The organism is Citrobacter sp. wls757 (genome assembly GCF_005280935.1).
Taxonomy (GTDB): Bacteria; Pseudomonadota; Gammaproteobacteria; order Enterobacterales; family Enterobacteriaceae; genus Citrobacter; species Citrobacter portucalensis.
In genome coordinates, this window is record NZ_SZWU01000038.1 from 1 (window position 1) to 25,431 (window position 25,431).

17 protein-coding genes are annotated in these 25,431 nt (G+C 53.7%); 9 read left to right on the forward strand and 8 right to left on the reverse strand.

The genetic code is table 11. The features are described from left to right. Positions 1 to 17: 17 nt before the first annotated feature. From rplS to ffh, 5 genes are all read right to left on the reverse strand, one after another. A complete protein-coding gene (gene rplS / locus FDW94_RS10140; RefSeq protein WP_002914145.1) occupies positions 18 to 365 on the reverse strand; it encodes a 50S ribosomal protein L19 in 348 nt (115 codons plus the stop codon). Between the two features lie 39 nt (positions 366 to 404). After that, the gene (gene trmD / locus FDW94_RS10145; protein WP_003031232.1) at positions 405 to 1,172 is read right to left on the reverse strand and encodes a tRNA (guanosine(37)-N1)-methyltransferase TrmD; all 768 of its coding nucleotides are present in this window, start codon (positions 1,170 to 1,172) and stop codon (positions 405 to 407) included. 44 nt (positions 1,173 to 1,216) lie between these two features. Continuing rightward, on the reverse strand, positions 1,217 to 1,765 hold the full coding sequence (gene rimM, locus FDW94_RS10150) for a ribosome maturation factor RimM (RefSeq protein ID WP_003031230.1): 549 nt from the start codon (positions 1,763 to 1,765) through the stop codon (positions 1,217 to 1,219). 18 nt (positions 1,766 to 1,783) lie between these two features. Continuing rightward, positions 1,784 to 2,032, reverse strand: a complete 249-nt coding sequence (rpsP, locus tag FDW94_RS10155; protein WP_003031228.1) for a 30S ribosomal protein S16 — start codon at positions 2,030 to 2,032, stop codon at positions 1,784 to 1,786. Between the two features lie 249 nt (positions 2,033 to 2,281). Then, positions 2,282 to 3,643 (reverse strand): signal recognition particle protein, encoded by a 1,362-nt coding sequence (gene ffh / locus FDW94_RS10160; RefSeq protein WP_003031226.1) that lies wholly within the window; start codon positions 3,641 to 3,643, stop codon positions 2,282 to 2,284. A gap of 165 nt (positions 3,644 to 3,808) precedes the next feature. Between ffh and FDW94_RS10170 the strand changes: the two genes are divergently transcribed. After that, positions 3,809 to 4,600 (forward strand): inner membrane protein YpjD, encoded by a 792-nt coding sequence (locus FDW94_RS10170; RefSeq protein ID WP_003031224.1) that lies wholly within the window; start codon positions 3,809 to 3,811, stop codon positions 4,598 to 4,600. Positions 4,601 to 4,618: 18 nt separating this feature from the next. Further along, complete coding sequence (locus FDW94_RS10175) at positions 4,619 to 5,908, forward strand: HlyC/CorC family transporter (protein ID WP_008785520.1); 1,290 nt, start codon at positions 4,619 to 4,621, stop codon at positions 5,906 to 5,908. Positions 5,909 to 5,957: 49 nt separating this feature from the next. On the opposite strand, the gene grpE is transcribed toward FDW94_RS10175, so the two are convergent. Beyond that, positions 5,958 to 6,551, reverse strand: coding sequence for a nucleotide exchange factor GrpE (grpE, locus tag FDW94_RS10180; protein ID WP_003826408.1), 594 nt, complete (start codon positions 6,549 to 6,551; stop codon positions 5,958 to 5,960). A gap of 122 nt (positions 6,552 to 6,673) precedes the next feature. Here grpE and nadK point away from each other — a divergent pair, with 122 nt between their 5' ends. The 3 genes from nadK to bamE all read left to right on the forward strand — a co-directional run bounded on the left by nadK (position 6,674) and on the right by bamE (position 9,793). Next, positions 6,674 to 7,552 carry an NAD(+) kinase gene (nadK, locus tag FDW94_RS10185; RefSeq protein ID WP_032944608.1) on the forward strand — a complete coding sequence of 293 codons (879 nt, stop codon included), beginning with the start codon at positions 6,674 to 6,676 and terminating at the stop codon, positions 7,550 to 7,552. An 85-nt stretch (positions 7,553 to 7,637) separates the two neighbouring features. After that, on the forward strand, positions 7,638 to 9,299 hold the full coding sequence (recN, locus tag FDW94_RS10190) for a DNA repair protein RecN (protein ID WP_008785523.1): 1,662 nt from the start codon (positions 7,638 to 7,640) through the stop codon (positions 9,297 to 9,299). A 149-nt stretch (positions 9,300 to 9,448) separates the two neighbouring features. After that, positions 9,449 to 9,793, forward strand: a complete 345-nt coding sequence (bamE, locus tag FDW94_RS10195; protein ID WP_008785524.1) for an outer membrane protein assembly factor BamE — start codon at positions 9,449 to 9,451, stop codon at positions 9,791 to 9,793. A gap of 50 nt (positions 9,794 to 9,843) precedes the next feature. Here bamE and FDW94_RS10200 read toward each other — a convergent pair whose 3' ends face one another. Both FDW94_RS10200 and ratA read right to left on the reverse strand, forming a co-directional pair. Further along, positions 9,844 to 10,140 carry an RnfH family protein gene (locus FDW94_RS10200; protein ID WP_008785525.1) on the reverse strand — a complete coding sequence of 99 codons (297 nt, stop codon included), beginning with the start codon at positions 10,138 to 10,140 and terminating at the stop codon, positions 9,844 to 9,846. Further along, the gene (gene ratA / locus FDW94_RS10205) at positions 10,124 to 10,567 is read right to left on the reverse strand and encodes a type II toxin-antitoxin system toxin RatA (RefSeq protein ID WP_003826396.1); all 444 of its coding nucleotides are present in this window, start codon (positions 10,565 to 10,567) and stop codon (positions 10,124 to 10,126) included. Before ratA ends, FDW94_RS10200 begins: the two co-directional genes overlap by 17 nt. 154 nt (positions 10,568 to 10,721) lie before the next feature. Here ratA and smpB point away from each other — a divergent pair, with 154 nt between their 5' ends. From smpB to FDW94_RS24055, 4 genes are all read left to right on the forward strand, one after another. Continuing rightward, complete coding sequence (smpB, locus tag FDW94_RS10210; RefSeq protein ID WP_003031211.1) at positions 10,722 to 11,204, forward strand: SsrA-binding protein SmpB; 483 nt, start codon at positions 10,722 to 10,724, stop codon at positions 11,202 to 11,204. 583 nt (positions 11,205 to 11,787) lie between these two features. Further along, positions 11,788 to 22,989, forward strand: a complete 11,202-nt coding sequence (locus FDW94_RS10215; RefSeq protein ID WP_137377529.1) for a BapA/Bap/LapF family large adhesin — start codon at positions 11,788 to 11,790, stop codon at positions 22,987 to 22,989. Positions 22,990 to 23,089: 100 nt separating this feature from the next. Continuing rightward, positions 23,090 to 24,499, forward strand: a complete 1,410-nt coding sequence (locus tag FDW94_RS10220) for a TolC family outer membrane protein (protein ID WP_008785529.1) — start codon at positions 23,090 to 23,092, stop codon at positions 24,497 to 24,499. Beyond that, the coding region (locus FDW94_RS24055; RefSeq protein WP_249358392.1) for an ABC transporter transmembrane domain-containing protein at positions 24,496 to 25,431 on the forward strand (936 nt) is incomplete at its 3' end. The genes FDW94_RS10220 and FDW94_RS24055, both read left to right, overlap by 4 nt.

The window sequence follows — 25,431 nt, forward strand, 5'->3', positions numbered from 1 at the left end:
TGTCGCTTGCGCGAATCTTAGTTAAGACGCTCTTTGATACGAGCAGACTTACCAGTACGCTCACGCAGGTAGTACAGTTTAGCTTTACGAACAGCACCACGACGTTTAACAGCAATGCTGTCAACTACCGGAGAGTGAGTCTGGAAGACACGCTCAACGCCTTCGCCGTTGGAAATCTTACGAACAGTGAATGCAGAGTGCAGACCGCGGTTACGAATAGCGATAACCACGCCCTCGAATGCCTGCAGACGTTTTTTGGAACCTTCAACAACCCATACTTTCACTTCCACGGTATCACCCGGACGGAAGGAAGGTACGTCCTGCTTCATCTGTTCTTGTTCAAGTTGCTTAATAATGTTGCTCATAATTTAATCTCTTATCCTGGGTAAACTGATATTGGGGGCTTACGCCTGCCCATCATGTTTATGTTGCTGTTGTGCGTGTTCCTTTTTGAACTCCGCCAGCAACCTTGCTTGCTCTTCAGTCAGAGCCAGGTTTTCCAGAAGTTCAGGTCTTCTAAGCCAGGTCCGGCCCAGCGACTGCTTCAAACGCCAGCGACGTATCTCAGCGTGGTTCCCCGACAGTAACACCGCCGGTACTTCCATCTGCTCTAACACTTCAGGTCGGGTATAGTGCGGGCAATCCAGCAACCCATCAGCAAACGAATCTTCGATTGCCGAAGCCTCATGACCCAGAACTCCCGGAATAAACCGGGAAACGGAGTCGATCAGCGTCATTGCCGGTAACTCACCACCGCTGAGTACGTAATCGCCGATTGACCATTCTTCGTCAATTTCGGTTTGAATCACGCGCTCATCTATTCCTTCATAGCGACCACATACCAGAATCAGCTTTTGATTCGTGGCCAGTTCGCTAACGCCCGCTTGATCAAGCTTGCGTCCCTGAGGTGACAGATAAATCACCTTTGCGCCTTCACCAGCCGCAGCTTTTGCTGCATGAATGGCGTCCCGTAAAGGTTGCACCATCATTAACATCCCCGGTCCGCCGCCGTAAGGACGATCGTCCACGGTACGGTGCCGGTCATGAGTAAAGTCACGAGGACTCCAACTCTGGATGTTCAGCAGGCCATTTTTTACTGCCCGGCCAGTTACCCCGTAATCGGTAATTGCGCGGAACATTTCTGGAAACAGGCTAACGATACCTATAAACACAAGCCAATCCCCATAACGCCGACTTTTACCGTTTATCCGGTGGTTTAAAAACCAGGATCCCAATCTACTTCGATAGTACGAGTAGCGAGATCGACTTTCTTGATAACCTGCCCATCGAGGAACGGCACAAGACGTTCCTTGATACCAAACGCATCTTTCAGGTTTGCCTTGATGACGATGACGTCATTCGAACCGGTTTCCATCATATCGACGACTTTACCGAGATCGTAGCCTTCAGTAGTCACTACCTGGCAGCCCATAAGGTCTTTCCAGTAGTAGGAACCATCTTCCAGCGCTGGCAACTGCGAGGAATCCACGACAATTTCGCAATTAGTCAGTAGATTCGCCGAATCACGATCGTCAACGCCTTTCAGCTTGATGATCAGATCCTGATTGTGGTGCTTCCAGCTTTCCAGCTGTACTTGCTGCCACTGACCCGCCTTCTGGATAAACCAGGGCTGATAGTCAAAAATGCTTTCGGCGTCTTCAGTGGAAGAAAACACTCTGAGCCAACCACGGATACCGTAAGAAGACCCCATTTTCCCCAAAACGATGGGTTCCACAGGAGCCTGTGCGGCGAGTTGCTTGCTCATCATGACCACCGTGACAGATTAAGCTGCTTTGTTTGCTGCTTTGATCAGCGTAGCTACGCGATCAGAAATAGTCGCGCCCTGGCCAACCCAGTGAGCGATGCGATCCAGATCCAGGCGAGTGCCTTCTTCTTTTTCGCTAGCGATTGGGTTAAAGAAGCCAACGCGCTCGATGAAGCGACCGTTGCGTGCATTACGGCTGTCGGTAACAACAACCTGGTAGAACGGACGCTTTTTAGCGCCGTGACGAGCTAAACGAATAGTAACCATAACATCCTCTTGTGTGAATAAAACACCCAGGCCCCATCGAGGAACGGAGCCCGGGTGTCATATTAAAAGCCCGAAAATTTTACTGATTTCTGGGGAAAATGCAATCAGCAGTTGATAACTCTGCTATAAAAGGCCGTTGGCGGTGCCGTCAGTTCGGTGCCGGCGTGCGCGCAGCCACCGGAGCGTACACGCAGTACGTGAGGATGGCGAGCACACCCCGGTGCCGAAATGGCAAACAAGCCAGGCCGATTAGCGGCCTGGGAATCCTGGGGGCATCATCCCCTTCATACCACGCATCATCTTCGCCATTCCGCCCTTCTTCATTTTCTTCATCATGCGCTGCATGTCGTCGAACTGTTTCAGAAGGCGGTTTACGTCCTGTACCTGCATACCGCAACCGGCAGCGATACGGCGTTTACGGGAACCTTTGATAATTTCCGGCTTAGCGCGTTCTTTCATCGTCATCGAGTTGATGATGGCTTCCATACGCACCAGCACTTTATCGTCCATCTGCGATTTCACATTGTCAGGTATCTGACCCATGCCCGGCAGCTTGCCCATCAGGCTTGCCATACCGCCCATGTTTTTCATCTGGTTGAGCTGTTCAAGGAAATCGTTGAGATCGAAGCCATCGCCTTTTTTCAGCTTGCTGGCTAATTTTTCTGCCTGCGCACGGTCAACCTTGCTTTCGATATCTTCGATCAGCGACAGCACGTCACCCATGCCGAGAATGCGCGAAGCAATCCTGTCCGGATGGAACGGCTCCAGTGCTTCGGTTTTCTCGCCGACGCCGAGGAATTTAATCGGCTTACCGGTAATATGACGAATAGAGAGCGCCGCACCGCCACGGGCATCACCATCAACTTTTGTCAGCACTACGCCGGTTAACGGCAGCGCTTCGTTAAAGGCTTTTGCGGTATTCGCGGCATCCTGACCGGTCATGGCGTCGACCACAAACAGCGTTTCTACCGGCTTGATAGAAGCGTGGACCTGTTTGATTTCGTCCATCATCGCTTCGTCAACGTGCAGACGACCGGCGGTATCCACCAGCAGCACGTCGTAGAATTTGAGTTTGGCTTCTTTCAGCGCGGCGTTAACGATATCGACCGGCTTCTGGCCGACATCCGACGGGAAGAAGTCGACACCGACCTGCTCGGCCAGCGTTTCCAGTTGTTTGATCGCCGCCGGGCGATAAACGTCCGCAGAGACCACCAGCACTTTCTTCTTGTGCTTCTCGCGCAGGAATTTACCCAGCTTACCGACGCTGGTCGTTTTACCCGCACCCTGCAGGCCCGCCATCAGCACCACGGCTGGCGGCTGCGCAGCCAGATTCAGGGTCTGGTTTTCTTCGCCCATTGCCGCAACCAGTTCGTTACGGACAATCTTGACGAACTCCTGACCCGGCGTCAGGCTTTTGTTAACTTCATGACCAACCGCTTTCTCTTTTACGCGATTGATAAACTCACGCACTACCGGCAGCGCTACGTCAGCCTCCAGCAGCGCCATGCGCACTTCGCGCAGCGTCTCTTTAACGTTGTCTTCAGTAAGGCGTCCACGGCCACTGATATTGCGCAGCGTGCGCGACAAACGATCGGTTAAATTATCAAACATTGTCTCTCGCCTGGGGTGGAAACGGTCGGTCGCGACAGCGACACATCAACAGAAATTTGTCGCAGTATAACATGAAGCCGCCTTTGTTGTTATGCAACGGTTGGAGCAGCGGTCACGTAACGCTATACTGCTTTTCTTTATCACTGGCCAACTGTCGACACCTATATGCCCGTTTTTGCTCTGCTCGCCCTTGTCGCCTACTCAGTCAGCCTCGCGCTGATTATTCCCGCTCTGCTGCAAAAAAACAGCGGCTGGCGGCGTATGGCTATTCTCTCTGCGGTCGTTGCGCTGGTAAGCCATGCTATCGCCCTGGAAGCGCGTATCCTACCCGGCGGTGAAAGCGGACAAAACCTGAGTCTGTTGAACGTCGGCTCGCTGGTAAGCCTGATGATCTGTACGGTAATGACTATCGTCGCTTCCCGCAATCGTGGCTGGCTATTGCTGCCCATTGTCTACGCCTTTGCGCTGATAAACCTGGCCTTCGCCACATTTATGCCTAACGAGTTCATCACCCATCTCGAAGCTACGCCAGGCATGATGATCCATATCGGGCTTTCGCTTTTCGCTTACGCCACGCTGATTATCGCCGCACTCTATGCGCTACAACTTGCGTGGATTGACTACCAGCTGAAAAACAAGAAACTGGCCTTCAGCAATGAGATGCCGCCACTGATGAGTATTGAGCGGAAGATGTTTCATATCACCCAAATTGGCGTGGTTCTGCTGACGCTCACCCTGTGCACTGGCCTGTTTTACATGCATAACCTGTTCAGTACCGAGAACATTGATAAAGCCGTTCTCTCTATCGTGGCATGGTTTGTCTATATCGTTCTGTTGTGGGGACATTACCATGAAGGTTGGCGCGGACGTCGCGTCGTATGGTTTAACGTCGCAGGCGCTGGCATTCTGACGCTGGCCTATTTCGGCAGCCGTATCCTGCAGCAGTTCGTGAGTTAAATCTTTAAGGAACCCTACGTGGAACACATCTCCACCACCACGCTCATTATCACGCTCCTCATCATGGTGGTCATTTCCGCCTATTTTTCCGGTTCTGAAACCGGAATGATGACCCTGAATCGCTACCGCCTACGCCATCGGGCCAAACAGGGAAATCGCCAGGCAAAACGCGTTGAAAAGTTACTTCGCAAGCCGGATCGCCTGATAAGCCTGGTGCTCATCGGTAATAATCTGGTGAATATTCTGGCCTCCGCTCTCGGCACCATTGTCGGTATGCGCCTGTATGGCGATGCTGGCGTCGCCATTGCCACCGGGGTACTGACGTTTGTGGTGCTGGTTTTTGCCGAAGTGCTGCCAAAGACGATTGCCGCGCTATATCCGGAAAAAGTTGCCTATCCGAGCAGCGTCCTGCTGGCTCCGCTACAGATTCTGATGATGCCGTTAGTATGGCTACTCAACACCATTACGCGGCTTCTGATGCGCATGATGGGCATCAAAACGGATATCGTAGTGAGCGGTTCGCTGAGTAAAGATGAACTGCGAACGCTGGTGAATGAATCGCGCTCGCAAATCTCACGCCGTAACCAGGATATGCTGCTGTCAGTGCTGGACCTGGAAAAAGTCAGCGTCGATGACATCATGATCCCGCGTAATGAAATCATCGGCATTGATATTAACGATGACTGGAAATCAATCGTGCGTCAGCTTTCGCACTCCCCGCACGGTCGTATTGTGCTGTATCGCGACTCGCTCGACGATGCCATCAGTATGCTGCGCGTACGTGAAGCCTGGCGATTGATGGCCGAGAAAAAAGAGTTCACCAAAGAGACCATGTTACGCGCCGCCGACGAAATTTATTACGTTCCGGAAGGCACACCACTCAGCACCCAGCTCATTAAATTTCAGCGCAATAAGAAGAAAGTGGGCCTGGTCGTTAATGAATATGGCGATATTCAAGGACTGGTTACGGTCGAGGATATTCTGGAAGAGATTGTTGGTGACTTCACGACCTCAATGTCACCGACGCTTGCCGAAGAAGTCACGCCGCAGAATGACGGTTCGGTGATCATTGACGGTAGCGCCAACGTTCGTGAAATCAATAAGGCGTTTAACTGGCACCTGCCGGAAGATGACGCTCGTACCGTGAACGGTATTATTCTTGAAGCGCTGGAAGAGATCCCGGTTGCTGGCACACGTGTGCGTATTGGGCAGTACGATATCGATATTCTCGACGTGCAGGATAATATGATTAAACAGGTGCAGGTGTTGCCCGTCAAACCGCTGCGGGAAAGCGTATCGGACCAGTGAGAGTAATCCAGACCGGGTAGCGCATCAGCATTACCCGGTCTGAGGCTGATTAGCCTTTGGCTTTCGCCACAGAGACCATCGCCGCACGGATGGTACGTCCGTTCAGGGTATAGCCTTTCTGCATAACCATCAGCACATTACCGGCAGCAACGTCGTCAGACTCTACCATTGCAATCGCCTGGTGCACGTTCGGGTCCATCGGCACGTCGATATCCGCAACTACCTGTACGCCGAACTTCGCCACAACATCCAGCATTGACTTACGAGTCAACTCAATACCTTCGACCATAGCCGCCATAGCGTCATTGTCTTTGTCCGCAACTTCCAGCGCACGGTCCAGGCTATCCAGCACCGGCAGCAGTTCGTTGACGAATTTTTCCAGTGCAAACTTATGCGCTTTTTCTACGTCCAGTTCGGTACGACGACGCAGGTTTTCCATTTCCGCTTTGATACGCAACACGCTGTCGCGCTCGCGCGTTTCGGCTTCAGCAAGCTGAGCTTCCAGATTCGCAATTTTTTCATCGCGCGGATCCACCTGCTCAGCAGAAGCGTCTGGTTCAACCGCCTCAACTTCTTCGTGCTGATCCATGATAATTTCTTCCGGGGCTTGCCCCTCAGGCGTTTTCTGTTCTTTACTACTCATGAATTTCTCCGCGTTTTTTTCGCATTCATCTCGCTAACTTGGCTTATTATGGGGATCAGATTCAGGGATTCAAGGGAAGTACTCACATTGTCACTAATCTTCGTTACAAGGACCTCGAGAAAATGAACAAACATTTCAAGTGTATTGGCATTGTGGGGCATCCACGTCACCCCACTGCACTGACCACACATGAAATGCTCTACCGTTGGCTGTGCGCCAAAGGTTATGAGGTTATCGTTGAGCAACAAATCGCCCACGAGCTGCAGCTGAAAAATGTGAAAACAGGTACGCTCGCAGAGATTGGCCAGCAGGCAGACCTCGCCGTGGTAGTCGGCGGCGACGGCAATATGCTGGGCGCCGCACGCACCCTGGCACGTTATGACATCAAGGTTATTGGCATTAACCGCGGTAATCTCGGTTTTCTGACCGACCTTGACCCAGACAATGCTCAACAACAGTTAGCTGACGTGCTGGAAGGCCACTACATCAGCGAAAAGCGCTTTTTACTTGAAGCCCAGGTGTGCCAACAGGATTGCCAGAAGCGTATTAGCACTGCGATCAATGAAGTTGTGTTGCACCCCGGAAAAGTGGCGCACATGATTGAATTTGAAGTCTATATCGATGAAATTTTTGCCTTCTCCCAGCGTTCGGACGGCTTGATTATTTCCACACCGACCGGCTCTACCGCCTACTCGCTCTCTGCCGGAGGCCCAATTCTGACACCTTCTCTGGATGCCATTACGCTGGTTCCGATGTTTCCGCATACGCTTTCCGCGCGACCGCTGGTGATCAACAGTAGCAGCACCATTCGCCTGCGCTTCTCTCATCGCCGAAACGATCTGGAAATCAGTTGCGACAGCCAGATCGCCCTGCCTATACAGGAAGGTGAAGACGTATTAATTCGCCGCTGTGATTATCACTTGAACCTGATACACCCAAAAGATTACAGCTATTTCAACACATTAAGCACTAAACTAGGCTGGTCAAAAAAATTATTTTAATTTAACGCCAACCTCTTTACTGTATAAAAAACCAGTTTATACTGTATGTAATTACAGTTATGGTTTTTCATACAGGAAAACAGCTATGTTGGCACAACTGACCATCAGCAATTTTGCTATCGTTCGTGAACTTGAGATCGATTTCCAGAACGGAATGACCGTTATTACCGGTGAAACCGGTGCGGGTAAGTCCATTGCCATTGATGCTCTCGGTTTGTGCCTGGGCGGACGCGCAGACGCCGACATGGTACGTGCAGGCGCTACGCGAGCCGACCTCTGCGCGCGATTCGCCTTAAAAGACACCCCCGCGGCTCTGCGCTGGCTGGAAGAAAACCAGCTTGAGGAAGGCCGTGAATGTTTGCTGCGTCGTGTTATCAGCAGCGATGGACGTTCACGCGGCTTCATTAACGGCACTGCCGTACCGTTGTCACAGCTGCGCGAGCTGGGCCAGTTGCTTATTCAAATCCACGGTCAGCATGCGCATCAGCTCCTGACAAAATCAGAACACCAAAAGTCTCTGCTGGATGGTTACGCCAATGAAGCGTCCCTGACTCAGGAAATGGCTGCGCGCTACCAGCTGTGGCACCAAAGCTGCCGTGACCTGGCGCATCATCAACAACAGAGTCAGGAACGCGCAGCCCGGGCGGAACTGTTGCAATACCAGTTAAAAGAACTGAACGAATTCAACCCGCAGCCGGGTGAATTTGAGCAAATTGATGAAGAGTACAAGCGTCTGGCTAACAGCGGGCAATTGCTCACCACCAGCCAACAGGCGCTGGCTATCCTGGCGGATGGCGAAGACATCAACCTGCAAAGCCAGCTGTACACTGCAAAGCAGCTGGTCACTGAACTGGCAGGCATGGACGGCAAACTTTCCGGTATCCTGGATATGCTGGAAGAGGCCACGATCCAACTCAGCGAAGCCAGCGACGAGCTGCGCCACTATTGCGATCGTCTGGATTTGGACCCTAACCGCTTGTTCGAACTTGAACAGCGTATTTCCAAACAAATCTCATTGGCCCGCAAGCATCATGTTGCCCCTGAAGCGCTGCCACAGTTCTATCAGTCATTGCTGGATGAACAACAGCAGTTAGACGATCAGGCCGACTCGCTCGAAACCTTAACCCTGGCGGTGAACAATCACCACCAGCAGGCTCTGGAAACGGCAAAAATGCTGCACAAACAGCGCCAGCATTATGCTCAGGAGCTGGGACAACTGATTACAGAGAGCATGCATACTCTCTCAATGCCGCACGGTGTCTTTTGCATTGATGTGAAATTTGAGGAACATCATTTGAGCGCAGACGGTGCCGATCGCGTAGAGTTTAAAGTGACCACTAACCCAGGCCAGCCGTTGCAGCCAATTGCGAAAGTGGCTTCAGGTGGGGAACTGTCGCGCATTGCGCTGGCTATTCAGGTTATTACCGCGCGCAAAATGGAAACACCGGCGCTGATTTTCGATGAAGTGGATGTCGGTATCAGCGGCCCGACTGCTGCGGTAGTGGGAAAAATGCTGCGTCAGTTGGGCGAGTCAACTCAGGTAATGTGCGTTACTCACTTGCCGCAGGTTGCTGGCTGTGGTCATCAACACTTCTACGTCAGCAAAGAAACGGATGGCGCGATGACCGAAACACACATGCAGCCGCTTGATAAACGCGCTCGCCTGCAGGAATTAGCCCGCCTGCTTGGCGGTAGCGAAGTGACGCGCAATACCCTCGCAAATGCAAAAGAACTGCTGGCGGCATAAACTTTTTTACCTTGTTAAGGTCTGAGTTCAACATAAAATCGCCGACCGACCCGACAGCAAAAGGTTTTAAAGTGGTGAAAGGTCTATTATCATCGGCATATTACATATGAGCCGCGTACTGCTCGGGCCCGAAAAGGAATCAAATCACTATGCGCTGTAAAACGCTGACTGCTGCTGCAGCAGTACTACTGATGTTGACTGCAGGCTGTTCCACTCTGGAGCGAGTGGTTTACCGCCCTGACATCAACCAGGGAAATTATCTGACACCTACCGATGTCGCCAAAGTGCGCACGGGTATGACGCAACAGCAGGTTGCTTATGCTCTGGGTACACCAATGATGTCCGATCCTTTTGGCACTAACACCTGGTTTTATGTGTTCCGTCAGCAACCTGGTCATGAAGGCGTAACCCAGCAAACACTGACGCTGACCTTTAACAGCAGCGGCATTTTGACGAACATTGATAACAAACCTGCTTTGACCGACAACAAGTAGGATTAACAGATCAAAAAAAGGTGCTCAATGAGCACCTTTTTTATTGTCTGCTATTTTTTAGCAGATTTCTCTGCTCGCTGTCTGCGCAGCTCTTTCGGATCGGCAATCAGTGGCCGGTAAATTTCCACCCTATCACCGTCCTGGAGAACATCAGCAAGCTTTACCGGACGGCTGTAAATGCCCACTTTATTTTTGCTGAGATCGATATCGGTACGTAATTCCAGCAGCCCGGAAGCGCGGATAGCCTCTTCCACCGTAGCGCCCTGTTGCAGCGTCACACGCTGTAGATACTGTTTCTCGGGTAGCGCATACGCCACTTCAACAACAATTTTAGCTGACGCTGACACTGTAAACCTCTTTCGCGCGGACCGTGAAGGCCTGCACCATGTTCGAAGCCAGCTCTTTAAAGATACGACCAAATGCCAGCTCGATTAACTTATTGGTAAACTCAAAATCGAGATGAAATTCAATGCGGCACGCTTCATGACTCAGTGGCGTAAACTTCCATCCGCCAATGAGTTTCTTGAACGGTCCGTCGACCAGATGCATCAGGATACTCTGGTTACTGGTCAGTTGATTACGCGTAGTGAACGTTTTGCTAATCCCTGCTTTCGAGACATCCACCGCCGCGGTCATCTGTCCCGGAGTCGACTCCAGCACACGGCTACCGGTGCATCCCGGTAAAAACTGGGGATAGGATTTAACATCATTCACTAGCTGATACATCTGTTCCGCACTGTAAGGTACTAAAGCGGTCCGGCTAATCTGAGGCATAACAATTTCCATCAATATCAATCACACAAATAATACCATTTATCCCCCGCTAAAAAAAACGCTATAGCCTAACTCGTGCTAAGATAGCGCCTTGCGCCCCGCTGGATGAAATGGGGTGTTTTTCGATTCCAGATTACCTATACTGAGCGGCATTATGACGAAGAAAAAAGCACACAAACCTGGCTCAGCCACAATCGCGCTTAACAAGCGTGCACGACACGAATACTTTATTGAAGAAGAGTTCGAAGCAGGACTCGCTCTGCAAGGTTGGGAAGTCAAATCCCTGCGGGCGGGTAAAGCTAACATCGGCGACAGCTACGTCATCCTTAAAGACGGCGAAGCATTCCTGTTTGGCGCCAACTTCACGCCAATGGCTGTTGCCTCAACGCATGTGGTATGTGATCCCACCCGTACCCGCAAGCTGTTGTTAAACCAACGTGAGCTCGACTCCCTGTATGGTCGAATGAATCGTGACGGTTATACCGTTGTTGCGCTTTCACTGTACTGGAAAAATGCCTGGTGCAAAGTGAAAATTGGCGTCGCGAAAGGTAAGAAACAGCACGACAAGCGCTCCGATGTGAAAGAACGCGAATGGCAGTTAGATAAAGCGCGTATTATGAAAAATGCTGGTCGCTAAACGCTATTCTCCTGTGACCAGTCTCTGATCCTGAGACTGGTTCTTATTTTTTAGTTATTGAAACCCACTCAATACATTCATCAGGTTTATGGTTTATTTGTGCTGAATCGTTCAGGTATGAAATAAACTCCCCTGGCATTACCGTAGCGCCCCATAGTCTAATAAAATAAAACTTCAAGACCATGCCACCTATATTCAAACTTATTTAATAACACTATTATTACTGTTGTTTATTATATCACCTCTCATTTTAATTAAAATAAAAAACCTTTAAATACAATAAGTTAACTAAAAATAAATCATTAAATACACACCGGAAAGTATACTTTTCAATTAGCCAAATATATTTTTAATATGGATAAGTTGCAGAATACATTCTTTCTGACTATATCATCTAATACGAAAGAACTATTCAGCTAACAGGGCCCGAACGTATTTGATAAGTAAATGAACCTCTGCATGACCTAATCAATGTAATTACATGTGTAAATTCATCTTTATGGTGAACGGGGCCCCTGTCTGCTCATTTTCCCAGCGCGCTGTTGCGGATTAATACTCCCGACATGCCATCAGGAGTGAACATATGCGTCTACTCGCCGTTGTATCAAAATTAACTGGCGTTTCCACAAATGTTGAATCCTCTGAAGTTACGCTCAGTTCGCCTTCTATCGTGAAACTGTCGGTGTCACGTGAGGAGGTAAGTCAACTGACTCGCGTGAATCAGGATCTGGTTGTCACACTCCGCTCAGGTGAAACCATCACCATTAAGAACTTCTATGTCGGAAAAGGTGATGCGCAAAACCAGCTTGTTCTGGAAGACAGTAATGGCGCGCTGTGGTGGGTTCAGGATACTGATGGGGCATTCCATTTCCAGCATCTGGACGATCTCACTCCGCTAATGACTGCCGAGGGAAGCCATGAAGGCGGCGCCGTCTGGCCGTGGGTTCTTGGTGGGATCGCGGTCGCAGGCGGAATTGGCCTCGCGGCGGGTGGCGGCGGTGGTGGCGGCGGGAGTGATAATAATGCCGGCAACGGTAATGGCGGAAATGGCAACGGTAATGGCAACGGTGGTAATGGGGATGGTGGTTCACCGCCAACAACAACCCCTAACATGCCTGACGTACCCGTTATCACCAGCGTAATCGATAACCAGGAGCTGATTACTGGCCCTGTTAATCAGCTGGAATCCACCAACGACAATACGCCCACTCTTCAGGGCACCGGCCCCGCAAATGCCACATTGCATATTTTTGATAACGGCGTCGAAATAGGCCAGGTCACTATCGATGCCAACGGCAACTGGTCGTTTACGCCATCCTCTCCACTCGCAGACGGTACCCACAAGTTTACCGTCAGTGCATCAGACGGTACGGGCAGCAGCGACATGTCGGACAGTTGGGAGATTATTGTCGATACGCTTGCCCCCGACGCCCCTGTGGTCACAGAAGTAACTGACGATTCAGGTTCCATTAAAGGCTTGATAGGTAATAACGGTGTAACCGACGATGCCACGCCAACACTCACAGGCACTGGTGAAGCGGGCTCTTACATCAGCATTTCTGATAATGGCATTCTGATTGGCATGGTTCAGGTGGATGACAATGGTAACTGGACGTTTACACCTGACACGCCGCTTAGCGACGGTGTTCACAATCTGACGCTGACGCAAACTGACGATGCGGGTAACGTGAGTACGGAAACGAGTGTACCGACATTCACCGTCGATACTACCCCGCCTGAAGGCGCGGTCATTTCCTCCGTAAACCTGCAAGGCACCGAGGTAACCGGTAGTGCTGAGGTAGGAAGCCAGGTCATTATCATCGGTAGTAATAATCAGGTTTTGGGTTCAACTACCGTTGATCAAACCGGCAATTTCGTCATCGCGATTTCACCTTCACAGACGCACGGTGAAGCGCTGATCGCGAAGATTCAGGACCAGGCAGGCAACGTCGGGCCAGACACGTCCTTCAATGCCACCAACTCTGGCTACCCAGGCGTGCCTGTTATCATCAGCATTGTGGATGATGTTACCCCCTCAACTGGGCCATTGAACAATAATCAGGCCACCAACGACCCAACGCCTACGATCTCGGGTACCGCAGACGCCAACAGCACGGTTAACATTTATAACAACGGCGCGCTTGTTGTAAGTGTGCTTGCCGATTCCAGCGGCAACTGGACCTGGACCTCCAACACCAACTTGCAGGACGACTCATACTCCTTCACCACCACAGCAACCAACCACCTGGGCACGGGAGGAACGTCAGCGGCATTCAATATCACTATCGATACTCAGCCACCGTCAGCGCCGGACGATCTGAACGTATCTGCCGACGGCTCTGTCGTCACCGGTACAGCCGAACCAGGAAGTACCGTGACCATCAATAATAATAACGGTCTTCAGATCGGCAGCGGCGTCGCCGGAACGGATGGCTCATTTACCATCACCATTAACCCGCCTCAGACCAATGGTGAAACCATTACCGCTATCGCCACCGATCCTGCCGGGAACCCAAGCCTACCGGAAACCGCGCTCGCGCCAGACATCACGGCCCCGCTGCCGCCAGCTAATCTGGTGATTAATCCTACAGGCGATCAGGTTACCGGCATGGCTGAACCCAACAGTACGGTACATATTCTGGATCCTGGTGGCGCGATAATTGGAACAGTAACCGCCGGCTCGAACGGAGAATTCACCGCCACGCTGGTTCCGCCGCAGACCAACGGAGAACATCTTGTCGCCAACGCGACGGATGCTGCTGGCAATACCAGCGGCAACAGCGCGATTACCGCCCCGGATACCACGGCGCCTGACGCGCCAACCGGCGTCACCGTCGCCGGGGACGGTGGTTCTGTAAGCGGACATGCTGAAGCGGGAAGCACCGTCACTGTAAAAGACAGCAATGGTATTCAGATCGGCACAGGCCAGGCAGACAGCGGTGGCAACTTCACGGTGTCGATTACGCCGTCGAAAATGAACGGCGAAACGGTAAAAGTTACCGCAACGGACAGCAGCAATAACGAGAGTCAGCCAACTTCCGCGGTGGCTCCGGATATTACCGCCCCTGGAACGCCCATCATCACCGCCGTGACGGATGACCAGCCCATGTATCAGGGCCCTCTCAATAACGGCGATGTCACCAACGATAGCAAACCTAAGCTGGAAGGCACCGCCGAAGCAGGTTCTCAGGTCAAAATTTACGATAACGGCACCCTGCTGACGACCGTTGTCGCTGATATCAACGGTAACTGGAACTATACGCCAGTCTCGGCGCTAAGCGAGGGCGCTCACATCTTCACGGTGACCTCCACAGACGCCGCGAATAACACCAGCAGCGCGGCAAGCTGGAAAATCATTGTCGATACCATTGCGCCAACTGTTCCAGTGATAACGTTGGTTAACGATGACGTTGGCAGCATTACGGGCAGCGTTGCAAATAACAGTTGGGTCACCAACGACAATACGCCAACCATCTCGGGTACCGGTGAGCCAGGTTCACTGGTAAACCTGTACGATGGCATTCAGTTATTGACGGTTATTCTTGTCGACAGCTCGGGTACCTGGAGTTATACCGTTCCGGGGAATCAGGTGCTCAGCGATCGCACCCATCAGTTTACGGTATCGGCAACTGATGCCGCCGGTAATGTCATCACCTCACCCACAGTGGTCAGCGTTACCGTAGATACCCAACCGCCAGGCGCTCCTGTCATTTTGGCTGCTACCGACGACGTTGGGAATGCACCGATCGATCTGCCTACCGGAAGCCGTTCAAACGATACCTTGCCAGAGCTGAAAGGAACCGGAACAGACGGTTCTAAGATCACTCTTTATGATGGAGCTACGCCAATTGGAAGCACGACTGTTTTGCCCGGAGGCACCTGGAGTATTCAACTCGACCAACCGCTCAGTGAAGGCACACACAATTTATCCGCTATTGCCACGGACGTTGCAGGCAACGCCAGCAATGCCGGGACCTTTACGCTAACGATTGATACCACCCCACCAGCAGCCCCGGTTATCAGCTCCGCAGAAGGTCTGATTGGCACAAATCTACAAACGCTGAGTAACGGCAGCAGTACCAAGAGCTTGAATCCCGAACTCTCCGGAACCGGCGAGCCCGGCGCGAAGATTACGATTTATGATAATGGCGGTTCCATTGGTACCGTCACCGTACAGCCAGACGGCACCTGGACATTTACCCCAACCTCACTCACCGACGGGCCGCATAAGTTCACCGCTACAGCGACTGACGTTGCAGGCAACACGGGGATCCCATCGGCCAGCTTTACCTTGACGGTAGACAACACACCTCCCGCACAACCAGCCGCGCCAATCATTACCGACGATGTGGCTCCGGTAACGGGCGTGGTCACGAATGGCAATACCAATGACACCACGCCAACCTTTAGCGGCACGGGGAACGTCGGAGATTTGATTACCGTTTATCTGAACGGCACTCCCCCTTTGCAGGGAACGACAACAGTAGGTGCAGACGGAACCTGGAGCTTTACTCCGCCAGCACCGGTTACTCCAGGTACTTACCAGGTAACCCTCACCGCAACCGATCCTGCAGGCAACGTCAGCCAGCCATCAACAGCTATAACACTGAACATCGACACGACGCCGTCTGCGCCGCCGGTGATTATCGCCGCCAATGATAACGTCGGCGATATCATGGGTGACCTTGCACCCAACGCCGTGACCGATGACACCACGCCAACCATTCGTGGTACAGGTGTCAATGGAGACATCATCACTCTGTATAACGGCGGTACGGTGATCGGTACTGCAACGGTGGCAGGCGGTACCTGGAGTATTACCCCCGGGACTGCGCTGGCAAACGGGAGCTACACATTAAGCGCTACCGCAACAGACCCCGCAGGTAACGTCAGCGACAATTCAAACAGCATTTCGTTTACGGTTAACAACACGAAGTTAACGTTGCCGCAGGTCACGGATATCCAGGATAACGTTGGCGTCTTTACCGGTTCGCTAACCAGCGGCAGCGTCACGGACGATACAACGCCAACCATTAGCGGTACCGGCACACCGGGCAGTACGGTTTTGATTTTCGATGGTAACAATCCCATCGCCATTGCGACAGCTACCGTTGCTGCTAACGGCAGTTGGAGTGTGGATGTCCCCCTCACGCCCAATATCACTCACACACTGACTTTCGGCGCCGTGGATGACGCAGGTAACTCACTGGCAGCAGATAACCCGCTGACGTTGATTGTCGATACCCTGCCGCCTGCAACGCCTACGGTTACCAGCGTAGACCCGAACGGTACGCTGGTTAGCGGCTCTGCCGATCCAGGCAGTACCGTCATCATTCGCAGCGGTACTTCGATCCTCGGCCAAGGGATCGCTGACGATTCAGGTAACTTCGCTGTCACAATTTCGCCAGCGCAAACAACCGGTCAGGCGCTCAACGCCATCGCTCAGGATCCCGCCGGAAATCAAAGCGACCCGACAACGTTTAGCGCTGCTACCTCCAGCGTTCCTCATCCACCAACGCTTGAGATCGTTGATGACATCGCGCCCATCATGGGGGTGATTGGCAACGGTAAAACCACCAATGACACCTTACCACTGCTGCAAGGGACTGCCACTGCAGGAGCGACTGTTAATATTTATGTAAATGGTGTTTTGCAAGTTCCATCGGTAATAGCCGACGTTGTTTCTGGCGCATGGAGTTATCAGTTACCTGCCCCACTAACTAACGGTGCAACCTATAACTTCACTGTGTCGCAAACCGTCGGAGGCATACCCAGCGGTCAGTCACCCAACTACGCTATCACCATCGACACGACGGCACCGCAAGCGCCAACGATCACCAGCATTATCGACGATGTTGCCCCCGGCACTGGCTCGTTGGATAAAGGGCAAATTACAAATGATTCGCGTCCGACGCTCAACGGAACTGGCGAACCCGGGGCAACCATTACCCTCTACGATAACGGTATCGCTTATGCCACAACGACCGTAAACAGTAACGGATTCTGGAGCTTTACCCCGACAGCACCGCTGGGAGAAGGCGATCATCTCTTTACCGCCCGCGCAACGGACGCCGCTGGCAACCAGGGAGATCCATCCAGTGATTTCCGGATCATTGTCGATACCCTGGTACCGAATGCGCCATCTATTGTGACGGTCACGGACAACGTTGGTACGATCCAGCCCCTGACCTCAGGGCAGTTGACCAATGATAATACCCCAACGCTTGCTGGCGTTACCGAGGCGGATTCGGTTGTTACCATCCGCGATAATGGCACGGTAATCGGCACAACCACCAGCGACGAAAATGGCAACTGGAGCTTTACGCCTGCCCCTGCTCTCGGAGAAGGAAGCCACTCGCTGACTGCCAGCGTTACAGATAACGCGGGTAACATTAGCCCGACAACGCCACCATTTGTGGTCGTCGTCGACACGCTGGCGCCAGCCGCACCGAGCATTACCTCAGTAATTGACGATCAGCCCGGCAATACCGCGCTGACCAACGGACAGCTTACAAACGATGCGCAGCCTACCCTGAACGGCAAAGGCGAGATTGGCGCCATCATCACGATCCGTGATAACGGCGCTGAAATAGGTACAACTCAGGTGGACGAGTCAGGTAACTGGAGCTTCACTCCGGATGCTCCGCTGGGGCAGGGGCAACATAATTTCACCGTCGTTGCCACAGATCAGGCGGGAAACACAGGCGGAGTATCATCATCGTTTACTATTGAGCTGGACTCTATTGCCCCGTCAATACCGGTCATCAGTTCGGTGCAGGACAATACTGCGCCGACAACCGGGCCTATCTCCAACGGGCAAATCAGCAACGAAAGTCGCCCGGCGCTCAGCGGTTCCGGTGAAGTTGGCGCGACGATTACCGTCCTGAGCGATGGTCAGGCCATTGGCACCACCATCGTCGGCGCAGGCGGAAGCTGGAGTTTTACACCCTCCGCGGCATTGGGTAACGGCCAGCATACTCTGACCGTCACGGCTACAGATAGCGCAGGCAATACCAGTCTGCCTTCTGGTGGCTTTACCTACACCGTCGATACTCTGGCACCGACAGCACCAGTGATTACTCAGGTTGCGGATGATGTCGGCCCGCTGATCGGTAATCTGAACAACGGTCAGGCCACGAACGATCCACTCCCGACGCTTAGCGGTATGGCTGAAGCCAATTCCACGGTGAGAATTTACGATAACGGATCGTTTATCGGCTTTACCACAGCGGATGGTACGGGCGCCTGGACCTTCACACCGGGAACCCAACTTGGCAACGGTAACCACGCGCTGACGGTAACAGCCACCGACGCGGCCGGAAACGTCAGCCCGACATCTGCGGGATTTAACATCGTTGTTGATACCGTCGCCCCGCTTGCGCCAACGATTATCCAGGCGTTTGATGACGTGCAGCCGGGAACCGGAACGCTATCGAACGGAGCCTTTACCAACGACACCCGTCCCGTACTCAGCGGTTCAGCGGAAGCCGGTGCCCGGGTAGCCATCTACGATAATGGCGCGCTGCTGGCAACGGTGACTGCGGCGATAGACGGCACGTGGGAATATCTGACCACCACACTTGGCAACGGTCAGCATGTGTTTACCGCCATCGCCACCGACGCCGCCGGGAACGTGAGTCCTGTCTCAGGTGGGTTTACGATTAATGTCGACACCATTGCACCATCCGTCCCGCTGCTGGTCTCTGTGGTGGATGATATCGCAGGCGGCGTGTTCAATGCAGCGCTCAGCAACGGACAGTTGACCAACGATGCGCGCCCAACGCTGAACGGCACCGCCGAGGCAGGCAGCACCATCAGCATCTATGACGGAAGCACCCTGTTGGGTACCGCGCTGGTGCAAAGCAATAACAGTTGGTCGTTTACCCCAACCACACCGCTGGCTAATGGATCGCACACCTTCACAGTCACCGCCACTGATGCGGCGGGCAACACCAGCGGCGCGACGGCAGGCTTTAGCGTGGTGGTTGACACCACGGCGCCGACGCAGCCTTCAATCAGCAGCATTATTGATGATATTGGGCCAAATACCGGGCCGATTGGCAGCAATCAGCCGACCAACGACGCGCGCCCAACGTTAAACGGCAGCACGGAAGCCAACGCGCGAGTTGATATTTATGATAACGGCAGCTTTGTCACCAGCGTAACGGCGGATGGCAGCGGCAACTGGAGCTACACCCCGACTACCGCGCTGGCACAAGGTACCCACTCGTTTACCATCACCGCAACGGACAGCGCGGGTAATACCAGTGGTATATCGTCTGCGGCAGCGATCGTGGTCGATACCGTTGCCCCAGGTATCCCAACCGGGCTGGCGGTAAACGCCAACGGCACCGCGCTCACCGGCGTTGCCGAGCCAAACAGCACGGTCATTATTACCTCCAGCGGCGGAACGGTGCTCGGCACGGCAACCGCCAACGCCTCCGGTAATTTCACCTTCACACTGAACCCACCGCAAATCAGTGGGCAAACTCTGCTGGTCAGCGCACAGGATGCCGCAGGCAACATCGGTACGGCGGGTAACGTGCTGGCACCGTTTACCGGCGTACCACCTGCGCCTGTTATTGCCAGCGTGCTCGATGACGTCGGCACTATCATGGGACCCGTCGCTCCCGGTAAAACCACCAATGACACCCTGCCAACGCTCAGCGGAACGGCGCAGGCTAACGCCGTCATCAATCTGTACAACAACGGCGTGCTAATGGGCTTCACGACCGCAGACGGTAACGGGATCTGGAGTTTTACCCCATCCGGTGCACTCAGCGAAGGTAACCATGCGTTTACCGCCACGGCAACCAACGCCAACGGCGCAAGTGGGTTGTCCGGTTCGTTCAGCGTGATCGTGGACACCACGCCACCGACCGCGCCAACGCTCCTGATCAGCGCCGATGGCGGTACCGTCAGCGGCGTCGCCGAAGCGGGAAGCACAGTCACCATTTCTCTGCCCGGCGGCACCAGCGTGACGGCAATCGCCAACAGCAGCGGTGTCTACAGCGTCAACCTGCCGGTTCGCCAGATTGAAGGGCAGTCGCTGTCCGCCACGGCGACCGATGCGGCGGGAAATACCTCATCGCCGACAAACGCTCTCGCACCAGTATTGCCGCTGCTGGCTGAAGACAATGTCACCAGCCTGCCGCTACAAACCGATGTCACCGTCAGCACCGAGCATCAAAGCGATTATGGTTTCCTGTTGGTCAATGCGCTGGGAAATGTCGCCAACGTGCTGGGGAACGATACGGCAAGCGTGAATTTCAGCATCGCTTCTGGCGGCAGCGGATCCATTACAATCAATGCCGCAGCGACCGGCGTAGTGCTGTCGCTGTTAAACACACTTGAAGTCGTCATCCAGCGCTTTGACACCGCGCTGAATGCCTGGGTGACGGTGGTGGATACCGGAAAACCAGACTTTGCCAGCCTCCTCACTCTGGGCGCCTCAGGCGTAACGCTCAATTACAGCGGACTGACTGGTGGTGATTACCGCGTGGTCAGCTACAACACCAACCTGCTGGCGACCGGAGCATACACCAGCCTTGATGTCTCTGTGGTAAAAGCTAGCGCAGGAACCATCACCGGCGGTACTACCGAGTCTGGCAATATCATCACCGATATCGATCCCGCCAACGGGCAGGATAATGCCCCTTCCGGCACGCTGGTTACCGCCATCACCGACGGTAACGGCAACGTCGTGAACATCCCGTCGGGCGGCATTGATGTGCAGGGGAAATACGGCATCCTGCATATCAATCAGAACGGTAGTTACACCTATACCCTGACCAATACGTCAATCTCGGTGTATGGCCGTTCCGAAAGTTTCACCTACACGCTGACGCATGGCAGCGATCACTCCTCGGCAAAACTGGTGGTAACGCTCGGTCAGGCGCCCACCACCAGTACGGTAACCGCAGCAGACGATGTGGCTGCGCTGACTTACGGGACGCAGGTCATCGCGGTTGATCATGGCACATCACAGCAAACCGGCTTCACCCTCGCCAACGTCGGACTGGGCAATGTGCTGGATGTCAGTCTGGTTAACGGTTTAACCAATCCGATCAAATTTAATGTGGATGATGGCGCAACCCGCACGCTGACCGTCAAGGCCAGCGTTCTCGGCGTCACGGTTGGCGGTTTTGATCTCTATGTTTATCGCTTCAACGAATCCATTCAGCAGTATGAGCAGTTCCGCGTGAAGCCCAACTGGGTCACGGCGCTGCTAGGAGGTAGCTCAACGGATTACACCATCACCCTGCCTGGCGGTGACTATCTGTTCCTGCTTAACGCCTCCGGCGGTCTGACGCTGCTGACCAGCTATACCCTGAATATCCAGGCCGATCACACCTACGCCGTCGACAGCCTGAGTGCGACAACCAATGGAAACCTGCTGGTCAACGACTCGGCTCCGGCCAATACCGTTATCACCGAAGTTAACGGTGTCACCGTAAACGGAACGGGTACAACCACCATTAACGGGCAGTACGGCACGCTGACTATTGATGCGAAAGGGAACTACACCTACACGCTGAGAAGCGGACTGGGCGCAGACGGTATCAATACGCCGGACAGTTTCGTGTATAAGGTCAAAGCGCCAAACGGCGATACCGGCAGTGCATCGCTGAATATCAAACCAACCCCACAGGCGCTGGATGCAGTAAATGACGTCAGCAGCACGATGGCGGTTAGTACCCAGGCGGATACTTCCCGGTCGTTTACCGACGACAGCGTCGGGAACGCCAGCTGGAGTGCCCAACTCCTTTCACCCACCTCAAAAAGTGGTACTGGCGTCATTGAAATCGCAACGGGAACGGCGGTGCAAAACGCCATACTGCATTTTAACGTCGCGTCAGGTCTGACGCTGGGCGGGCTGACCGTCACCTGGGCGCTGTATGACAGCAACAACATCAAGATTGCCGGTAACTCTTTCAATGGCGGATTGCTGGTTGGCGGCAATATCGATATAGCCTTGAGCGGGATCGTACTGCACCCCGGCAACTATCGCCTCGACTATACCGGAAGCGTCGGGGGGCTGGGGCTGGGGAATATCACCATCACCCCCAGCGTGAAAGGTACGATAATCGACCTGCAAAACTTCGAGACTTCCACAGCGAACAGCGTCACAGGCAATATTTATGACGGAGACCATATTGCCAGCGTGCATACCTTGCTGACGGTGAACGGCACGGGCGGCAGTACCGTCACGCTTGATCCGCTGAGTAGCACGACCAGCGCCATCATTAACGGGTTGTACGGCAAACTGACCATTGGCATTGATGGTCATTACACCTATGCCCTCAACAGCGATGTCTCGCTCTCCACCATCGTCACCAAAGAGACATTTACCTACACCCTTAACGACCAGAATGGCCATACCGATACCGCTACGCTGACCATCAATATGAATCCGCAAGTGGTGAGTACCGTCGATGCCGATCGCCTGACTGGCAGCGCCTACGGCGATACGCTGATTTATCACCTGCTCAACGCCAACGACGCTACCGGCGGCAACATTAGCAATGGTGCTACCGACACCTGGACCAACTTCTCACTGGCCCAGGGTGACAAAATCGATATCGGCGACCTGCTGGTGGGCTGGAACGGGCAGAACGCTACGCTCGGCAACTACCTCACCGTAACCACCAGCGGTAACAACACGGTGATTGCCATCGACCGCGACGGTACGGGCAACACATATCACTCAACCAATCTCATAACGCTGGAGAACGTACACACCACGCTCGATGAGCTGGTGCAACAAAATCACATCGTGCCCTGACGTTAACGCAATGCGTTAAAGCGCCATAACTACAGCCCCGGATGCCATGACGTCCGGGGCAATAACAGTCGTCGCTGCCGTATTTTGTAAGGGATAAACTATGAGAAATGTCGCGCCTGTTGCATTACTTCTGGCATTAACGCTCTGTACCCTGCGGGTGAATGCCGAAGATGAACCGCAAATTATTACGCCGGAAGGACTGGCCACCAGCCAGATGCTTCCCTCGCTGGACGGCGCGGTTGCCGATCTGCCGCTGAGCGCTGCCGCCCCCGGCAACCTGATGCTCAACGACGCGGTAAGTCGTGCCGTGAGCTGGCATCCTTCTATTCGTGAATCGATCGGCAAACTGCTTTCGCAAAACGAACAGATCGACGTGGCGAAATCGAAATATTACCCGCAGGTTTCTGCCGGAATGAATAACGGTTACAGCAATACCTATACCGACCACGGCTTTAGCCCGGCGCTGGTTATTTCGGTGTCACAAATGCTGTACGACTTCGGCAAAGTGGCAAGCCAGGTCCGCGCCGAGACAGCCGGAGCCGCACAACAGCAGGCGAATGTGTTACTCAGTATTGATACCATCGCCCACGCAACCGCCAACGCGATAGTCCAGGTGCAGACGTGGCAACAAATGGTGGATGCCGCCGAAGAACAGCTCACCGCCTTAAACGACATTGGTCGACTGACCCGACAACGCAATGATGAAGGGGCAACCTCGCTGTCCGACGTGGTGCAAACCGATGCGCGTATCGAGTCTGCGCGTTCTCAGCTGGCGCAGTATCAGGCCAATCTCGACAGCAGTAAGGCCACATTGATGAGTTACCTCGGCTGGAACTCACTTAACGGCATCAGCAACGAATTCCCGGCCAAACTGGACAGCAGCTGCGATGTGGTCAAACCGGAAGATAAACTGGTTCCCGCGGTTCTGGCGGCCTGGGCACAAGCGAATGTGGCACAGGCAAATCTCGATTACGCCAACGCGCAGATGACGCCCACCATCTCTTTGGAACCGTCGGTGCAGCATTATCTCAACGACAAATACCCCAGCCATGAGGTGCTCGACAAAACCCAGTACTCCACGTGGGTAAAAGTTGAGATGCCGCTGTATCAGGGGGGCGGACTCACCGCCAGGCGCAACGCCGCCAGCCATGCGGTAGAGTCTGCACAATACTCCATCCAGCGCACCCGACTCGAAGTACGACAAAAATTACTGGAGTCCCGCAGCCAGGCAATGAGCCTCGCCACCGCCCTGCAGATTCTGCGCCGCCAGCAGCGACTGAGTGAACAAACGCGCGAGCTTTATCAACAGCAGTATCTGGACCTCGGTTCGCGCCCGCTGCTCGACGTGCTTAACGCCGAGCAAGAGGTGTATCAGGCCCGTTTTGCGGAACTCCAGACTCAAAACCAGCTGCGCCAGCTCCAGCTGAACTGCCTCTATAACACTGGCTCGCTTCGCCAGGCGTTCGCCTTAAATAATCGCAGCATTCAATCGGTGGAGATCAAGCTATGAGCGACCTCGACTCACATGCAAAAGATGCGATTAGCGAACACGCTCTTAGCCAGTGGGCGCAGGCGATGACGCATATTGCCAATCACTATCGCGTGGCCTGTTCTCCCGGCGCAATCCAGGCCAACGCCCCGTGGTTTGCGGGAAAAAGCCGGGCAACGGCCCTGTCGCAACTGGCGCGTCAGGCGGGACTGTCATTTCATGCGCTGGATACCGCCACGCAGCTGTTCGGTCAGTGGCGTCTGCCGGTGGTGGCGGAACTGCGCGACGGCCAGCTAATGGTGATAGAACATTTCAACGGCGAAGATGCACTGGATGTGTTTATCATCGCCGAAGAGGGCCAGCGTAACCGGCTCACGGTCGCAGAGCTTCTGCCGGAGATCGTGAGTATTACCGCGCTACGCCCGCTGTCGGCGCTGAAGGACAGTCGGGTAGACCGCTATATTTCGCGCTTCAAGCCCGACTGGATGCGCGAACTGGTGTTAAAAGACATTAGTCCTTATCTGCAGGTCATGATTGCCGCCTTTCTGATTAACGTTCTGTCGCTCGCCGGGATTATCTTTTCTATGCAGGTTTATGACCGGGTGATCCCCGCCCAGTCTTATCCAACGCTGTATGTTCTCTCCACTGGCGTTCTGGTGGCAGTGCTGTTTGGCTTTTTGCTGCGCGAAGCGCGTACCCACATAATGGACCTGCTCGGCAAACGTGCCGATATGCGCATTTCCGATCGCGTGTTCAGCCATGCATTGCGCCTGCGCAACAGCGCCGTCCCCCGCTCGACGGGGAGCTTCATTTCTCAACTGCGCGAGCTGGAACAGGTTCGCGAGATGATCACCTCCTCGACCATGTCGACCATTGTCGATCTGCCGTTTTTCTTTTTGTTTATCGTGGTGCTGGCTTTTATCGCCCCGCCGCTGGCATGGATAGCGCCCGTC

Coding starts and splice junctions, on each gene's coding strand:
- rplS (WP_002914145.1), bottom strand. CDS start 365: ATGAGCAACATTATTAAGCAACTTGAACAAGAACAGATGAAGCAGGAC.
- rimM (WP_003031230.1), bottom strand. CDS start 1,765: ATGAGCAAGCAACTCGCCGCACAGGCTCCTGTGGAACCCATCGTTTTG.
- rpsP (WP_003031228.1), bottom strand. CDS start 2,032: ATGGTTACTATTCGTTTAGCTCGTCACGGCGCTAAAAAGCGTCCGTTC.
- ffh (WP_003031226.1), bottom strand. CDS start 3,643: ATGTTTGATAATTTAACCGATCGTTTGTCGCGCACGCTGCGCAATATC.
- FDW94_RS10170 (WP_003031224.1), top strand. CDS start 3,809: ATGCCCGTTTTTGCTCTGCTCGCCCTTGTCGCCTACTCAGTCAGCCTC.
- grpE (WP_003826408.1), bottom strand. CDS start 6,551: ATGAGTAGTAAAGAACAGAAAACGCCTGAGGGGCAAGCCCCGGAAGAA.
- nadK (WP_032944608.1), top strand. CDS start 6,674: ATGAACAAACATTTCAAGTGTATTGGCATTGTGGGGCATCCACGTCAC.
- recN (WP_008785523.1), top strand. CDS start 7,638: ATGTTGGCACAACTGACCATCAGCAATTTTGCTATCGTTCGTGAACTT.
- bamE (WP_008785524.1), top strand. CDS start 9,449: ATGCGCTGTAAAACGCTGACTGCTGCTGCAGCAGTACTACTGATGTTG.
- ratA (WP_003826396.1), bottom strand. CDS start 10,567: ATGCCTCAGATTAGCCGGACCGCTTTAGTACCTTACAGTGCGGAACAG.
- smpB (WP_003031211.1), top strand. CDS start 10,722: ATGACGAAGAAAAAAGCACACAAACCTGGCTCAGCCACAATCGCGCTT.
- FDW94_RS10215 (WP_137377529.1), top strand. CDS start 11,788: ATGCGTCTACTCGCCGTTGTATCAAAATTAACTGGCGTTTCCACAAAT.
- FDW94_RS10220 (WP_008785529.1), top strand. CDS start 23,090: ATGAGAAATGTCGCGCCTGTTGCATTACTTCTGGCATTAACGCTCTGT.